This is a genomic window from Haloferax sp. AS1 (assembly GCF_014530665.1).
In the GTDB taxonomy this organism is placed as follows: Archaea; Halobacteriota; Halobacteria; order Halobacteriales; family Haloferacaceae; genus Haloferax; species Haloferax volcanii.
Genome location: NZ_SPSA01000001.1, coordinates 372648 through 388684, shown reverse-complemented (window position 1 = coordinate 388684; position 16037 = coordinate 372648). Strand labels below are relative to the sequence as shown.

Annotated in this window: 15 protein-coding genes and 1 tRNA gene; 1 reads left to right on the top strand and 15 read right to left on the bottom strand. The window is 65.2% G+C overall.

Translation table 11 applies throughout. The features are described 5' to 3' along the window. Positions 1 to 57: 57 nt before the first annotated feature. From E4P24_RS02040 to E4P24_RS01995, 9 genes are all read right to left on the bottom strand, one after another. Positions 58 to 468: a hypothetical protein gene (locus E4P24_RS02040; protein ID WP_144859280.1), complete on the bottom strand. Its 411-nt coding sequence runs from the start codon at positions 466 to 468 to the stop codon at positions 58 to 60. A 217-nt stretch (positions 469 to 685) separates the two neighbouring features. Next, a complete protein-coding gene (locus tag E4P24_RS02035) occupies positions 686 to 1138 on the bottom strand; it encodes a hypothetical protein (protein WP_223173864.1) in 453 nt (150 codons plus the stop codon). Between the two features lie 184 nt (positions 1139 to 1322). Continuing rightward, positions 1323 to 1778 (bottom strand): hypothetical protein, encoded by a 456-nt coding sequence (locus E4P24_RS02030; protein ID WP_144859278.1) that lies wholly within the window; start codon positions 1776 to 1778, stop codon positions 1323 to 1325. Positions 1779 to 2055: 277 nt separating this feature from the next. Then, positions 2056 to 2127, bottom strand: a tRNA-Ala gene (locus E4P24_RS02020). 254 nt (positions 2128 to 2381) lie between these two features. Continuing rightward, positions 2382 to 2690 (bottom strand): 30S ribosomal protein S10, encoded by a 309-nt coding sequence (rpsJ, locus tag E4P24_RS02015; protein WP_004044563.1) that lies wholly within the window; start codon positions 2688 to 2690, stop codon positions 2382 to 2384. Between the two features lie 2 nt (positions 2691 to 2692). Continuing rightward, positions 2693 to 3958 (bottom strand): translation elongation factor EF-1 subunit alpha, encoded by a 1266-nt coding sequence (tuf, locus tag E4P24_RS02010; protein ID WP_004044564.1) that lies wholly within the window; start codon positions 3956 to 3958, stop codon positions 2693 to 2695. 191 nt (positions 3959 to 4149) lie between these two features. Further along, entirely contained in the window at positions 4150 to 5103 is a 954-nt protein-coding gene (locus E4P24_RS02005; protein ID WP_115802112.1) for a homoserine dehydrogenase, read from the bottom strand. After that, positions 5100 to 5669: a hypothetical protein gene (locus E4P24_RS02000; RefSeq protein ID WP_004065336.1), complete on the bottom strand. Its 570-nt coding sequence runs from the start codon at positions 5667 to 5669 to the stop codon at positions 5100 to 5102. Before E4P24_RS02000 ends, E4P24_RS02005 begins: the two co-directional genes overlap by 4 nt. 299 nt (positions 5670 to 5968) lie before the next feature. Beyond that, positions 5969 to 8152: an elongation factor EF-2 gene (locus tag E4P24_RS01995; protein ID WP_004044567.1), complete on the bottom strand. Its 2184-nt coding sequence runs from the start codon at positions 8150 to 8152 to the stop codon at positions 5969 to 5971. A 190-nt stretch (positions 8153 to 8342) separates the two neighbouring features. Between E4P24_RS01995 and E4P24_RS01990 the strand changes: the two genes are divergently transcribed. Then, positions 8343 to 9098, top strand: coding sequence for a DUF5781 family protein (locus tag E4P24_RS01990; RefSeq protein ID WP_004065337.1), 756 nt, complete (start codon positions 8343 to 8345; stop codon positions 9096 to 9098). A 107-nt stretch (positions 9099 to 9205) separates the two neighbouring features. Here the strand turns inward: E4P24_RS01990 and E4P24_RS01985 are convergent, their stop codons facing one another. The 6 genes from E4P24_RS01985 to E4P24_RS01960 form a co-directional block, all read right to left on the bottom strand. Further along, positions 9206 to 9820, bottom strand: a complete 615-nt coding sequence (locus E4P24_RS01985; RefSeq protein ID WP_004044569.1) for a 30S ribosomal protein S7 — start codon at positions 9818 to 9820, stop codon at positions 9206 to 9208. Between the two features lie 2 nt (positions 9821 to 9822). Next, complete coding sequence (locus tag E4P24_RS01980; protein ID WP_004044570.1) at positions 9823 to 10251, bottom strand: 30S ribosomal protein S12; 429 nt, start codon at positions 10249 to 10251, stop codon at positions 9823 to 9825. 227 nt (positions 10252 to 10478) lie between these two features. Further along, entirely contained in the window at positions 10479 to 11372 is an 894-nt protein-coding gene (locus E4P24_RS01975; protein WP_004065338.1) for a mechanosensitive ion channel family protein, read from the bottom strand. A 54-nt stretch (positions 11373 to 11426) separates the two neighbouring features. Further along, positions 11427 to 11846, bottom strand: coding sequence for a NusA-like transcription termination signal-binding factor (locus E4P24_RS01970; protein ID WP_188148030.1), 420 nt, complete (start codon positions 11844 to 11846; stop codon positions 11427 to 11429). A 2-nt stretch (positions 11847 to 11848) separates the two neighbouring features. Beyond that, positions 11849 to 13108 carry a DNA-directed RNA polymerase subunit A'' gene (gene rpoA2 / locus E4P24_RS01965; RefSeq protein WP_004044573.1) on the bottom strand — a complete coding sequence of 420 codons (1260 nt, stop codon included), beginning with the start codon at positions 13106 to 13108 and terminating at the stop codon, positions 11849 to 11851. Continuing rightward, complete coding sequence (locus E4P24_RS01960) at positions 13101 to 16025, bottom strand: DNA-directed RNA polymerase subunit A' (RefSeq protein ID WP_006600744.1); 2925 nt, start codon at positions 16023 to 16025, stop codon at positions 13101 to 13103. Before E4P24_RS01960 ends, rpoA2 begins: the two co-directional genes overlap by 8 nt. Positions 16026 to 16037: the final 12 nt, after the last annotated feature.

Sequence of the window (16037 nt, the reverse complement as noted above, 5' to 3'; positions counted from 1 at the left end):
ACATAAAAACCGAACCTTGTCCGTCACCTCTTGATTAGTAGTGTTTGGAGCTCAAATTCAGATCAAACCGAACATTCGCAACCCGGAAAGGGAACTAACGACCCAAGGGACATTTTCCTTGAGCCAGGTGTATGAGTCCTGAATTTTTGACTCATGATCTTCCGGTCCAACCTCCGCCAACATCAGGAGCTTGCTCAGATGTTCTACCGTCTCTAATCTCTTCGTAACTGATGTATCTGATATACACGCGTTCAGCTCCCCGATATCGACGCCGGATATATTACCACTACCAGTCGCTTCCATGTCTACCGCCTTCATGTTCTCTCCCTTCACCCCAGCAATCGTCACGTTCGAAATATCGCCGCCTTCCCCTTGCACTCCCTCTGTGGTCATAGATATGACTGCAGGAGGTTGTTGAATAGCGTCAATCACTTTTCGAATCAACTCGGCATCCTCTTGAAATCCCATGTGCAGAAATGAATTCGAATCAACATAAGTGTGAGTAGGGGATGGGACCGTGCTCATAGTATAGTGTATCGCTGGGTTGGAGGTCGCGAAGATAGGGAACCAACCCGGTAGTTATGGGCCCCACATTCAGCACTCCTGTGCGTCTAAATAAAATAGAACTACTTAGCGCCCGTTTCAGCATTTTACCGCCGGAAAAATAGACGGACAGCGACTCTTCTTAGCTACTCGTACTCTTCTTCGTCGGGGTGCCCCGAGTCGCACTCGCGTTGGCTTCCTCGGGCTGGTAGACGATGATGTCGCCCCACTTCGGTGCGATGTATCCCTCTTGTTCGAGCGGCTTCAGGACGCGACGACGGACGGCGTCTTTCGGGATACCCGCTCGCTCGGCGACCTTCGAGATAGCGGTCCCAACGTCGAGGCGACGACCGCTCGGGTCGTAGGCCTCGGCGGTCCGCCGGAGCGCCATGTAGCCGTCTCGAAGCGCCTCGTCGTCTGGGAGGTTGTCGTCGTCGGGCTCGTCGCGCACGGTTCGCGCGACCTCTTCCATGTGCGTCCGCAGGTCGTCGCTTATCGACCCGTCGAGGGCGCTGGTGTAGTCGTCCTTCAGGTTCTCGTCGACGCGGACGGTCACCGTCGTGCTCTCGGTCCGCTCGGTCTTCATCCGGCTCATAGCGCACCTCTGTACTGCATCGTATCACACCCGTAATACGCAGACGGGGCGGGGATACGGAGTATGGCAGTACGCCCCCCCGTGGTCGTACGAGGAGGCCTATTCGCGCGGGGGTGTGCGCGCCCGCGTGAGCGCCGGGGCTGGTCGACTCGTGGTGCTGGTGCTCGGGAGTAGGTGGTGCAGGTCATAGCTGGTCCTCCGGGCGGCCGAAGACGCGCCCGTCGTGTCCGGTGGTCGGTGCCTCGACGATGTCACCACCGTCGGCGACAAGGTCGGGCTCGGGTTCGGTTGCGTTCGGTGCGACGTGCTCGGCGGTATCGTGGGCGGTGATGGGGTCGTCGGTGACATCGCGCCCGGCGGCGTCTCCGAAGTGGTTGTGTGACCACTCGGCTTTCCGCAGGACGCACAGGTGGGCGCACGGCGAGTCCTCGTCGTCGCGGAACTCGAAGCCCTTGCAGTCGCACCCGCCGACACGAGCACCGCGCTCCTTGCCGTACTCGACGGCGTGCGTCTCGCCACCCGGCAGGGTAACGAGATAGGTCGTCGGACCGGTGCGCTCGACCAGCGCGGCGACAGGGTCGCCTCGCTCCCACGAGGTCGTCGCCTCGTCACGCTCGCGTTTGAAGTCGAGATACTGCACTACGCTCCACCCCCGTTGCACTCGGGACAGGTACGACGAGGGAGTCCGCCGCGACTCGTCGTCGTCGCGAGACGGGACCCACAGGACGGACAGAACCGTCTCATCGCTGACCCCCGAAATCACTCGATTTATCGACGGACAGCGGAGACCCGACTAACCGAGTCTCGTGAACTCTCGATAGGCGGGGTCTTTCTTCCGACTTCCCGAACGCGAGAAATGGAGCTACGAAAGCTGTCGCTCCGGTTTTTGGAACCTTCGAAAGCGAGTTAAAATTTGATGGACTCGCGGGGATTTGAACCCCGGGCCTCTTCCTTGCGAAGGAAGCGATCTGCCACTGATCTACGAGCCCTCATTCCCACGGAGTCGTGGGATACACTTATACCCTATGTTTTGTCCGCAGTCGGGCATGCGATAGCATCCCGTTCCGTCGGGCGATTCTGCGGGCGTCTGCTCGCGCGTCGAACGGAAGTGAGATGACACGCGCCTTAGCGCTGAAAGTCAGCTCGGAGGCAGAGTCCTCCGGACGCGCGCCTCGACAACCGCGAGTGTGACGGGCGGGCCGTCACGAACGGGCGGCCCGGGAGAGCCCGGACAGCGCCGTCGTTAGTCTTCGAGGACGATCTCGATGCTGACGTCGTTCGGAACCTGAACGCGCATCAGCTGGCGCAGAGCGCGTTCGTCAGCGTCGAGGTCGATGAGACGCTTGTGGACGCGCATCTCCCAGTGCTCCCACGTCGCCGTCCCCTCGCCGTCAGGCGATTTGCGGGCGGGGACTTCGAGCGTTTTCGTGGGCAGCGGGATCGGCCCGCTGAGGTTGACGCCCGTCTTGTTCGCGATCTCGCGGACGTCGTCGCAGATATCGTCGAGGTCTTCCGGACTCGTGCCGGCGAGCCGAACGCGTGCCTGTTGCATCGTTATCGCTCGTTGACTTCGAGCACTTTGCCGGCCGCGATGGTCTGACCCATGTCACGGACAGCGAAGCTGCCGAGCTCCGGAATCTCGGAGGACGGCTCGATGCTGAGCGGCTTCTGCGGACGGACGGTCACGATGGCAGCGTCGCCGGACTTGATGAAGTCCGGGTTCTCCTCAGCGACCTCACCCGACGCGGGGTCGAGCTTCTGGTCGATGGACTCGATGGTACACGCGACCTGCGCCGTGTGGGCGTGGAAGACCGGCGTGTAGCCAGCGGTGATGACCGAGGGGTGCTGCATGACGACGACCTGCGCCTTGAACGTCTCGGCGACCTTCGGCGGGTCGTCGGCCGGGCCACAGACGTCGCCGCGGCGGATGTCGTCCTTGCCGACGCCACGAACGTTGAAACCAACGTTGTCGCCAGGTCCGGCCTGGTCGACTTCCTCGTGGTGCATCTCGACGGTCTTGACCTCGCCGCCGACGTCAGAGGGCTGGAAGCTCACGTTGTCGCCGGGGTTGAGGGTACCCGTCTCGATACGGCCGACCGGGACCGTACCGATGCCGGAGATGGTGTAGACGTCCTGGATGGGCAGGCGCAGCGGCGCGTCCGTCGGCGGCTGCGGTGCCGGCAGGTTGTTGAGTGCTTCGAGGAGGATGTCGCCGTCGTACCACGACGTGTTGTCGGAGCGCTCGGCGATGTTGTCGCCCTCGAAGGCCGAAATCGGGACGTAGGTCGCGTCGTCGGAGTTGAAGCGGACCTGCTTGAGGAGCTTGTTGACCTGCTCCTTGACGTCCTTGTACTTGTCTTCGCTGTAATCGACGACGTCCATCTTGTTGACCGCGATGATGAGTTCGCCGATGCCCAGCGTGCGGGCGAGGAAGACGTGCTCGCGGGTCTGCGGCGCGACACCGTCGTCGGCGGCGACGACGAGTACCGCGTTGTCAGCCTGCGAAGCACCGGTGATCATGTTCTTGACGAAGTCGCGGTGGCCAGGACAGTCGACGATGGTGAAGTAGAACTCGTCCGTGTCGAACTCCTGGTGGGCGATGTCGATGGTGACACCGCGCTCGCGCTCTTCGGCGAGGTTGTCCATGACGTAGGCGAATTCGAATCCGCCCTTGCCCTTCTCCTCGGCTTCCTCTCGGTGCTGCTCGATGACGTGCTCCGGGACGGAGCCGGTCTCGAACAGGAGTCGGCCGACGAGCGTACTCTTACCGTGGTCGACGTGGCCGATAATGGCCAGGTTCTGGTGGGGTTTGTCGCTCATTGGTGTGGTCACGCGCTAAGGCGCTCTGTGGGGAATGTTTTTGCTGAAACCCCTAAAACGATTTCGATACGCGCTACGGGCCGTCTAACCGCCGTACTGCGATTTGCGGAACCATACCACGGTCGTAGGGGCAGGGAGTTTAGCTGAAGTCGACAGTCGAAGAAAACGAGAGGTACGAGCCCTCTGTACGCCTATTCGAGCCGAGAAACGTCGGACAAGACGGCCGTCGCCGTCTCGGGACCGCCCGCTCCGCGGCCGCTGATGTTCAGCTGCCCCGCGTGTTTGGTCTCCAACTGGACGATGTTCTGCGTGCCCGTGACCGACAGCGCGGAGCCCTGCGGAATCAGCCGCGGAGCCACGCGAACCCCGTCGGCGGTCGCCTCACCGATGAGTCTGACCGTCCGGCCGTCCTCGGCGGCGAGGTCGAGCGCCGTCCCCGGGACGTTGCGGATTCCCTCGACTGCGGCGTCGTCGAGCGCGTACTCCGTCTCGCCGTCGGAGAGGACGTTCGCGAGGATGACGAACTTCAGCGCGGCGTCGATGCCGTCGACGTCGAAGGTCGGGTCGGCCTCCGCGACGCCGAGGTCCTGCGCCTCCGCGAGGACGTGCTCGTAATCGAGTCCCTCGGCGGCCATCCGCGAGAGGATGAAGTTCGCCGTCCCGTTCAGCACGCCGCGCGCGGCGGTCACGTGCGGCGCGCCGAGGTCCGAGATAGTCGAGAGGATGGGAATCGCGCCGCCGACGGCCGCCTCGAACTGCACCGTCCCTCCGCTTTCGGCTTCGAGCGCGCGCAGGTCGGCGTACCGTTCCGCGACCGGGCCTTTGTTCGCGAGCACCACGTGGCGGTCGTCGGCCAGCGCCCGCTCGACGTGCGAGAAGCCGGGTTCGGCGTCGCCGAGCGTCGTCGGCGTCGCCTCCACTAACACGTCGTAGTCGGCGTCGAACACCGCTCCGGGGTCCGCCCCGCCGACCACGCCCTCGCGTTCCTTGCGGTCGTGGACCGCGCTCGGGTCGAGACCGTCCGGGTCGACCACGGAGGACGACGAGTCCGCGAAGGCGACGACCTCGTGCCCGTAGTCGCCCGCGAGGTCGAGCACCGAGCCGCCGACCGCGCCCGCGCCGAGCACGGCGAGTCTGAGGCTCATTGGGACCCCTCCGCGAGCGGTTCGACGACGTGTAGCTCCTTCTCGGCGGCGATGTCACGGACGACCCCGAGCGTCTCGTCGACGCGCCCGGAGCGGACCGCGAGTCGGAGCCGGGCGCTCGACGCCTCGTCGGTCCCCTCGCGGGCGGACAGCGACAGGTCCTGAAGCGTCGCGTCCGCCGAGGACTCGATTCGGTGGAGCGTGTCCGAGAGGTCGGAGTCGACGATGTCGCCGACGAGGATAACCATCACCTCTTCGCCGAAGTGCTCCGCGCCGGCGCGGATGACGTTGACGCCAGCGTCGCGGAGCGCCTCGACGATACGCGCGAAGCGGTCGGGCGGGCATTCGAGGTCGACCTCCACGGGGATGTGTCCGCGCGGCGTCAGGCTCCCGCGCTCGTGGAAGATGGAAAGCAGATTCCCGCCGTTGTCGGAGATGGGCTTGAGCGCGGCCAAAAGCTGTCCGGGCTCGTCGACGAGTTCGAGCCGAATCGTGTGCGGTTTCGGCATCTCGCCGCTTCCGTCGGCCTCGGCGTCGCTCTCGCCGTCGAGGTCCTGTGCGCTCATCGCCCCACCTCCGTGGGCCGTCCCGACGCTGTTGTCCGCGACGCGCGGTTCGGTCGTGGTTTCGCGTCGTCGCGCCAGGAGTCGAGAGACGTACCCTTACGCATATCTACCCGTGATTCGGCCACGCGGTATAAGCCTTCGCAGCCGACACGGTTTGCCGACGCCGGGAGCGTGCTGGCATGTGTCACAGACGGCCGCCGAGAAGCGAAGCGAACGGTAGATGCGGCGCGGATGGGGCCGACGGACCGGGGCTATCGCTGCCCGGGTGAAAAAACGAAAGAAAGCGCGAAGGGTCGCGCTTAGATGTAGTCGATAGCCTGCGAGAGCTCGAGCTTCATGCCCTTGCGCTCGCGGATCTCCATAATCTTCTCGCGCTGGAGGTTGTCCGAGAGCACGCGGAAGCCGGCGTTCTCCGTGTTCCAGGAGGCGCGACCTTCCGTCGCGGAGCGCACGTCAGACGAGAAGCCGATCATCTCTTCGACGGGTGCGATGCCCTCGATGACCATGAGGTCACCCTCCTGGTACATGTCGTCGACGCGGCCGCGGCGACCCTGAATCTCGCCGGAGGCCGAGCCCATGTACTCGGACGGAACGTCGATGCGGACGTTCTGGATGGGTTCGAGGAGCTTCACCTGGCCCGCGATGAGCGCGCGGTGGACCGCGTCGCGCGTCGCAGGGATAACCTGGGCGGGACCGCGGTGGATGGTGTCCTCGTGGAGCCGCGCGTCGTGGAGTCGCAGGAGCGTCCCCTGAACGGGTTCCGCGGCGAGCGGACCGTCGTCGAGCGCCTCTTCGAGACCCTCGATGACGAGTTCCATCGTCTCGTTGAGGTGCTGGATACCCTTCGTGTCGTCGATGAGGATGTTCGTCCCGTGGATGTGTTCGACGTTCTGGGACGTGTCCTTGTCCATGCCGGCTTCCTGCAGCGCCTCGCGGCGCTCCAGTTCGGGCATGTCCATCGAAATCTCACCGAGCTTGATGGAGTCGACGATGTCCTGCGAGAGGGGCTCCGCCGTGATGTAGAACTTGTTGTGGCGGTTCGGGGAGACACCTTCGACCTCGTGGGACTCGCCCTGGACCTGCTCGCGGTAGACGACAATCGGCTCACCGGTGCGGACCGGGATGCCCTGGTTGTCGCGGATACGCTGGGTGATGACTTCGAGGTGGAGCTCGCCCTGACCGGAGATGAGGTGCTCGCCCGTGTCCTCGTTAATCTCGATGCGGATGGTCGGGTCCTCCTTTGCGACCTGCTGGAGCGTCTGGATGAGCTTCGGCAGGTCGTCCATGCGCTCTGCCTCGACGGACTTCGTGATGACAGGCTCGGAGATGTGCTCGATGGACTCGAACGGCGTCATCTCGACGGACGAGACGGTGGAACCCGCGATGGCGTCACGGAGCCCCGTGACGGCCGCGATGTTCCCCGCGGGAACGCCGCGGTCGAGTTCCTCGCGCTCGCCGCCCATGAACACACCGACGGACTGGACGCGGTTCTTGCCCGCGGTCCCGGAGACGTAGAGCTCCTGGCCCTTGCGGATGGTCCCGGAGAACAGGCGACCCGTGGCGATTTCGCCCGCGTGGGGGTCCATCGAGATGTCGGTCGCCATGAAGACGACTTCGCCGTCGTCGTCGACTTCGCGCATCTGGCGCGCGAGGTCGGACTCGGAGTCACCGCGCCAGACCGTCGGGATACGACGGGGCTGGGCGTCGAGCGGGTTGGGGAAGTGCTCCGCGACCATGTCGAGGACGACGTCCGAAAGCGGCGTGCGCTCGTGGAGTTCCTGGCGGTCGCCGCCGCGTTCGAGTTCCATGATGTCGCCGAAGGAGATGCCGGTCTCCTCCATCGACGGCATGGAGACGCCCCACTTGTAGAGGGCGGACCCGAAGGCGACGGTGCCGTCTTCGACGGAGACCGTCCAGTCGTAGTCCTTCTCCTCGGTCATCCCGCGGATAAGCTCGTTGACGTCGGAGATGACGTCGACGAGGCGCTTCTGCATCTCCTCGGGACCTTCCTGCAGTTCGTTGATGAGGCGGTCGACCTTGTTGATGAAAAGCGCCGGCTTGACGCCCTCGCGGAGCGCCTGACGCAGGACCGTCTCGGTCTGCGGCATGGCTCCCTCGACGGCGTCGACGACGACGAGCGCGCCGTCGACGGCGCGCATCGCGCGGGTCACGTCGCCACCGAAGTCGACGTGGCCCGGCGTGTCGATGAGGTTGATGAGGTGGTTCTCGCCTTCCCATTCGTGGGTCATCGAGACGTTTGCGGCGTCGATGGTGATGCCGCGTTCCTGTTCGTCTTCCTTCGTGTCCATCGCGAGCTGCTGGCCGGCAGTCTCGTCGGAGATCATGCCCGCACCTGCGAGGAGGTTGTCGGAGAGGGTCGTCTTACCGTGGTCGACGTGAGCGGCGATGGCGATGTTCCGGATCTGCTCCGGCTTGTCCATCAGTTTCTCACATTCCTGGACGATCTTCTTTCGTCGGCCCATTATACAGGGGTCTACCGGCAGGAGGGTCAAAAGAGTAGTGTTTTTTCCGAGCGGATTTCCCATTTTCAGCCGCCCTACCGCCGGGGTATGAGCATTTTTGTCACGATAGGCGCGACTGTCCGCCGGACGCGAATCTCGTCGCCGCGCTCGGCGCAAGAGTCATGTTGGTTGATAACATTCCTCAACTTGAATGGACCTCCGAGTCGTCGGGGGCGCACCGGCAGACCCGTTCTTGAGCGCCGCCGACCTGTTCGAAACCGAGTTCGAGCTTTCGTACCCCGTGTTCGTGCGCGTGCGGGACGACCCAGACTCCCGAACGTGGGCCGGCCACTATCAGGACCGTCACGTCCTCAACATCTCCCGACAGGCCGCCACCAGCGCGATGGCCCGCGAGCTCGCGCTCCACGAGCTCTCGCACATGGCCCGAAACGAGGAAGGCCACGTCTCGCACTACCAGTCGACGCGCGAGGCGGTCTTTCTCGCGCTCGCGGGCCGGACCGTCGAGCGCCGAAAGCTCGCGCACTGCTATCAGATTGCCAACCACTGCAAGGACATCTACGCCGACGACCTGACGCTGTCTGTCGCGCCCGCGGACAAACTCGTGCAGTTCCTCGAATCGCAATTGGCCGCGGCGCTCGCCGACCGGCCGCAGGCGTCCGGGCGGCCGGGCTCTCGGCTCGTCACCGCCGGGTCGGACCCCGAAATCACGGCCGTGAACGCCGCGTTTGCGCTCGCGCTCGTGGAGCGACACGACCTCGTCGGGTCGGACCACCGGCTGTACGACCTCGCGCACGCCGCGGCCGACGACGCGCCGTCGGTGTCGCTCGACACGTTCAAAGAGCGGTTCCGAACGCTCGCCGCCGACCCCTCGAAAAGCGAGTACCGCCGGACGCTCGTCGACGTGGTGAAACGCTACGTCGTCAACCCCGGAGTGGCCGCCGACTGAGCGCCGCGCACCGACCGCGAGCGGACGGGCGAACGGTCCGCGAGCGTGGCGTGCCGGCGTACGGCGTCGCCACTCGGCGCAGTGAAAAACGAAAGAGAGTGGAGAGATTACCGGGCGGCTTCGGCGACGCGCTCTTTCTCCTCTTTCTGGGAGATAGCGTACGTCTGGACGTCGTAGTCGGCCGCGCCGATGAGCTGCTGTGCGAGCGCCTCGGCGGCGGTGGTCGTCGTCTTGTAGGAGCCGCTGAGCGTGCCCTGCGCGATGAACTTCAGCGCCTCGTCGACGCGGCGCTGCGGGGCGACGTCGACGGCCTGCGGGACCGAGATGCCGCCGTACTTGAGGCGGACGGTCTCCTCGCGGGGACCGGCGTTCTCGACCGCGCGGATGAGCACCTGCACGGGGTTCTCCTCGGTGCGCTCGTTGACGATTTCGAACGCGTCCTTGACGATTTTGCTCGTCTTCTGCTTGTGTCCCGTGTTGTCCTCGGTCTGCATCAGGCGGTTGATGAGCCGCTCGACGATGCTGATTTCGGACTTCTGGAACTGCTTCGAGGCGTGACGACCCATCGTGTGGGCGATGGGCGTCGCCTTGATGTACCGGCTCATGCTGGGGTCGGTGTACTCCATCTCGGAGACGTCCCAGACGCCGAACAGAAGCGCGTTCTCCTTCGCTTCCTCGCTGCTCGCCGGGGACTCGGGTTCGGGTGCGTCGCTTTCCGACATGGTTAGCGCACCGGCTTTTCGGCGTTCCCGCGGACGAGTTCGATCATCGAGACGCCGTTGACCTTCTCGACCTTGTAGTTGACACCCGAAAGGTCACCCATCGCGCGACCCTTCGCGCCACCGATACCGGCGATGGTAACTTCGTCGTGCTCGTCGATGAACGAAATCGCGCCGTCACCGGGACAGAAGGCGGTGACCTGCTTTCCGTTCTTGATGAGCTGAACACGGACACATTTCCGAATCGCCGAGTTCGGCTGCTTTGCTTCGATACCGACCTTCTCGAGGACGATGCCGCGACCCTGCGGGGCACCCTCGAGCGGGTCGGACTTCTTGCCGAGACCGCGCTCACGGCGCGCGTACTCAGAGTCGGACCAGCGGCGCTTCTGCCGGTCCTGCTTGAGCTTGCGCGCGGCGTATTTGCCGTTCGCCATAGTGAACAACAGTTCCGGATGGAGCTACTTAAGCCTCCCTTTTCGAATCCGACGAGACGGCTTCAGGAGCGATTAGCGACCCCTAAGGAGGCATCTGAGGTCGTTTCGTAGATTCGAACGACGGCGCCTCCGCGTCGAAGAGGGACTAAACCGCCCGGAGATGGTGTCGTTTCACCCACGCATGCGAACGACCGCCACACCGGGGGGTTTCCGGTCTCGCGGGCGGCTCACTCGCCGTCGCGCCCCCCGACGAGGTCCACGTCGAGGCGGCCGCTGACTTCGCGGCCCGACGCCGGCCCGAGCGTCAGCCCCTCCTCGTCGAACCGTCGCTTGACGCGCCGTCGGTACTGCGAGCGAACATCGACGAGATTTGCGTCCATCGGCGAGCCGACCCAGAACTCCGTCTGGAGCCCGACCGAACTCCCGGCGAACTCGACGATGCGCGCGGTCGGCTCCGGGTCGTCCAGCACGCGGTCGTCCTCCCGCGCCGTCTCGACGAGTTCGCGGAGCGCCAGTTCCGCGTCGTCGGCGTACGCGATATCGACGCGTTCGGTGAGTCGGTAGCGCTCTCGGCCGTACGGGCGGGTGAGGGCGTTCGTCGTCAGCTCCGTGTTCGGCACGGAGATGGTCTCGTTGTTCACCGTCCGCACGCGCGTGACCCGGAAGTCGACCGCCTCGACGACGCCCTCGCCGCCCGGCCACGATATCCAGTCGCCGACGTTGAAGTCCGGGTCGGCAACGAGAAAGAGCCCGCTGATGAGCGCGCCGATGACCTCCTGTCCGGCGACGCCGACGACGAGCGTCAGCGCCGCGACGATGAGCGCGGTGTCGGTCAGCACCGAGGCGTAGCCCGCGCCGACGACGCCCGCAAGCGTCGCGAGCGCGATGACGACGGCGTGCGCGTAGGTCTCCGTCGCCGACTGCAACGTCGGGTTGTTCCGGTTCCGGGCGCTGACGAGTCGCGTCACGCCGGGGACCAACAGCAGCCGGCCGACGAGATAGACCACGACCGCCGCGGCGGCGAACCCCGCGGTCGCGCTCGCGAGCTCCTCGTAGTCCGCAAACTGCGTCGGGTCGAGTTGCCCGGCGGCGACCCCGACCGACGGTCGTATCGACGACATGCGTAGCTCGCCGTTCGGTGGGGACAAAAACGTGTGGTCGAGTCGGCCGCCGCGTTACGTCAACTGGATGTCGTCGATGTCGTAGTGGCGACGCGCCAACTCGCGGGCGGTGTCGATGGTCTTCCCGCTCGCGCCGATGGCGACGCCGCGGTCGGCTTCGGCGACCTCGACGTACGCGACGGTGTCGTTCTGCCGCGAGAGCGTTACGTGTCGGACGGCCGCCGGCGCGAGCGCGCTCGCGACGAACGCCTCGGGCGTGTCGGCGTCCTCGACCAGTTCGACCGTCCGGCCGAGTTGGCGTTCGACCGACTGGACGGTCCGCCCGCCCGGACCGATGGCCGTCACCATGTCGCCCGCGGCGACGAGGAAGACGACCCGGTCGTCGAAGACGAGACAGTCGTGGGCGGTCGCCTCCGTCTCCTCCTCGAAGAGGGCGATGAAGCGCCGGGCCGTATCCGACAGCGTAACTTTCATCGTCAGTCGTCGGACGGTTCGGGTGCCGCGTTGGCGTCCGCGTCCTCGACGTCGAGCGAACCCATGCGGAGGTCCACGTCGCCGGTGCCGATAGCGATCGGCTTGCCGACGATGACGTTCTCGATGACGCCGTCGAGGTCGTCTTCCTCGCCGTGGATGGCGGCGTCGAGCAGGTGGTTGACCGTGACCTCGAACGCGGCGCGGGCGAGGACGGAGTCCTTCGACCCGGAGATACCGTGACGGCCGATGGACTCGATGGTCCCGTCGTTCGTCATGATGTCCGCGACGAGCATCAGGTGGCGGATGTTCACGTCGTCGAGACCCTGCTCGCGCAGCGTGTTCATCGTCTCGTCGATGATGGCCTCGCGGGCGGCCTCGATGCCGAGCTGCTTGTGCACCTCGTGGATGTTGTTCGAGGTGGTCCGGGAAGCGTCGACGCCCTCGATGGCGAGCGCGTCGCCGAACGCCGAGCCCTCGGTGTAGAGGACGAACTCCTCTTCGTCGGTGTCCTCGTTGTTCTCCTTCCGGATGACGACGCGGGAGACCTCCTCGATGCCCTTGAACACGATGTCGCGCAGCTCCTCGACGAGTTGGAGGAGCCGGCGGTAGCTCGGGCTCTCGGGGCCGAACTCGATGAGCGTCCCCTCGCGGCGGGTCTTGATGCCGAGCGCGTCCTCGATGGTTTCGGCAATCTCGCTCGCGACGACGCCCTCGTCGTCGTACGTCGGCCAGCGTTCGAGGAGCGTCTCGTCGTTGAGGTTGACTTGCACGACCATGTCGGCGACGTTCGTCGAGATATCGCCGAGCGCCAGAATCTTCGTGGACTCGATGTTCCAGACGACCTGGTGGGCGAGTTCGCGGTTGTTCGCGTACTCGTCTTCGAGGTACACCGTCATCATCGGCGTGTCGGGGGTCTTCCGCGCGTCCACCAGCTCGATGAGCCGCGGCAGCCCCTGCGTGACGTCGATTTCGGCGACGCCCGCGTAGTGGAACGTGTTCATCGTCATCTGCGTCCCCGGCTCACCGATGGACTGCGCCGACACCGTCCCGACGGGGTCGAGCGGGTCGACGCGGGTGTCGAGGTAGCGCGCCTCGACGGCCTGCGCGATTTCGCCGGCCTGGTCGAGGGTGACGCCCTCGCGCTCTTCGATGGTCTGGTAGATGCGGTCCTTCAGGCGTCGAGACAGCTCTTTGGACTCGACGACGTCGACGATGGCGTCGTCGACGAACTCGTAGTCGGCGGTTGCGTCGGTATCAGTCATCGGATTCGACCCCCGCACGGGCGTCGACACGCGGTTCGGCGTGCTCGGAGAGGTTGGTCGGCGGTGCGCGCTCGCCGAGGAAGCGTTCCTTCTCCTCGTCGGAGCTGAACTCCGAGGTGAGGATGCGGTCGGCGATGTTCTCGACGTCGATAGGCGTCTCGTCGTCGGACGAGACCTTCACGGGGCTCGTGCCGTCCTCACCGAACTCGAACTGGACGATGGTCCCCGACGTGTCGCGGACGGAGCCGTCGTACTGCGCTTCGAGCTCGGACAGCGCGTTGATGAGCCGACGCTGCAAGTACCCGGACTTCGAGGTCCGGACTGCCGTGTCGACCAGCCCTTCGCGACCACCCATCGCGTGGAAGAAGAACTCACGCGGGGTGAGGCCGGCGCGGTAGGAGTTCTCGACGAAGCCGTGGGCCTCGGCCGAGAGGTCGCCTTTCTGGTAGTGGCTCAGGGTGCGGCCCTCGTAGCCGCGGTTGATGCGCTCGCCCCGAACCGCCTGCTGGCCGACACAGCCGGCCATCTGGGTCAGGTTGAGCATGGACGCACGCGCGCCGGACTTCGACATCACGACCGCGGGGTTGTCCTCCTCGAAGTGGTCCTCCGCGATTTCGCCGGCGGAGTCGCGCGCCTTGCCGAGGCGCTGCATGATCTTCATCTCCAGCGTCTCGTCGACGGAGCGACCCGGCAGCGATTCGAGCTCGCCCGCCTCGTAGATTTCGATGAGCTCCTGAATCTTGTCGTAGGCGGCGTCGATGGCCTCGTCGACCTGCGCCGTCGCCTCGTCCGGGATGGACTCGTCGTCGATACCGATAGACAGCCCGAAGTGCATGATGGCGCGCATCGCCAGCGAGGCAATCTCGTTGATGAAGATGCGCGAGCGCGTCTTCGAGTAGTCCTTGGCGAGGGCGTCGACGATTTCGCCGCCGAACGCGCCGACGGCGTCCTCGTCGATTGTGCCCTGCGTGAGTTGGCCGTCCTCGATGGTGACCGTGTCGCCGACCTTCGAGGTGAACTCCATGTTCAGGTCGTCCGGCAGGAGTTCGGAGAAGATCTGCTGGCCGGTCCAGTAGGGCTGACCGTCCTCGTTTTCGCCCGCGGGCTCTGGGAGCGTGTCCACGCGCGTCGCGCGAAGCAGGTCGAGCGCCTGCGTCTCGACGAACTCGGGGTTGTCGTGGGTGAGCAGGTAGGTGCCCGAAATGTGGTCCTGAATCGCGCCGATGATGTTCTCACCGAAGCGCGGCGAGAGAATCTGCTCTTGGACGCGCATGAGAACGCGCGCCTCGGCACGGGCCTCCTCGTTCTGGAGGGCGTGCATGTTCATCTCGTCGCCGTCGAAGTCGGCGTTGTACGGCGGACAGACGACGGTGTTCAGGCGGAACGTCTTGTACGGCATCACGACGACTTCGTGCGCCATGATGGACATCCGGTGCAGCGACGGCTGTCGGTTGAAGATGACGATGTCGCCGTCGACGAGGTGGCGGTTGACCTCCCAGCCGAGTTCGACCTTCTCCGCGAGTTCCTCGCAGTTCTTCTCTGTCACCTTCAGGCGGCGGCCGTCCGGGCGGCGGACGTAGTTCGCGCCGGGGTGGCTCTCGGGGCCGTTACGGACGTACTGCCGAGCCTCGTCGATGTTGCGCTCGGTGACGTTCATCGTCTGGGTCATCTCGGACGCGACGCGGTCCGGGACGCCGACCTCGTTGAGCGAGAGCGTCGGGTCCGGCGAGATGACGGTACGCGCCGAGAAGTTGACGCGCTTCCCGGACAGGGAGCCGCGGAAGCGACCCTCCTTGCCCTTCAGGCGCTGGCTGAGCGTCTTCAGCGGGCGGCCGGAGCGGTGACGCGCCGGCGGCGTGCCCGAAATCTCGTTGTCGATGAACGTGGTGACGTGGTACTGGAGCAGTTCCCACAGGTCCTCGATAATCAGCTGCGGCGCACCCGCCTCGCGGTTCTCCATGAACCGCTGGTTGATGCGGATGATGTCCACGAGCTTGTGGGTCAGGTCGTCCTCCGAGCGCTGGCCGTTGTCCAGCGTGATGGAGGGACGCGCCGTGACCGGCGGGACGGGGAGGACGGTCAGAATCATCCACTCGGGGCGCGACCGGTCGGGGTCGATGCCGAGCGTGACGAGGTCCTCGTCCGGGACGTCCTCGAACCAGTCGCGGATGTCCGAGGGCATCAGCTTGTTCATGTCCTCCTCGGTGAGGTCGAGGTCGAGCGCCTTTTCGAGCGCCTTGCGGTCGTCGCCGACCGGGCGGAACTCGCCGGCGAGCACCTGATTGACGCGCTCGGCGTCGAGACCGGTCTCGTTGGCGAGGGTGACGGGGTCGACGCCCTCGTCGTCCTCGTCGTCGGGGTCGGGCTGCATCGCTTCGGCGATGCGCTCGGAGTAGTCCCCGGCGAGCACGTTCTGGACCTCGTAGTAGGTCGTCGGCTTCTCGTGTTTGATGTCGTGCTGCGGCGAGCCGCAGTGGGGACAGCGGTTGGCCTTGCGGGCCTGCCGGACCGCCGACTTCATCACGTCGCTCCAGTCGTCGCCGAGTTCCTTCGTGCGACCGAGCTTGTCGCGGTACTCGTCTGCTTCCTCGTCCGTCAGCGAGAGGCGACCGCACTCCCGACACGTCGAGCGGAGCAGGCGACGGATGAGCTTCGTGAAGCCGACGTGGATGACGGGCGCGGCCAGTTCGATGTGGCCGAAGTGCCCGTTACACGACCCGGAGTGCTGGCCGCAGGTGCGGCATTGCAGCCCGGGGTCGATGACGCCCAGCCGCGGGTCCATGAGACCCATGTCGATTGGGTAGCCGTCGTCGTCGTAGGTGTCCGCGGTGATGACCTTCGTCGCGGACATGTCTCGGTACGTCTCCGGGTCCATCAACCCGAACTGGATGCTGCCGATTTCTTTGGGTGTCTGCATTGACATGAGTGG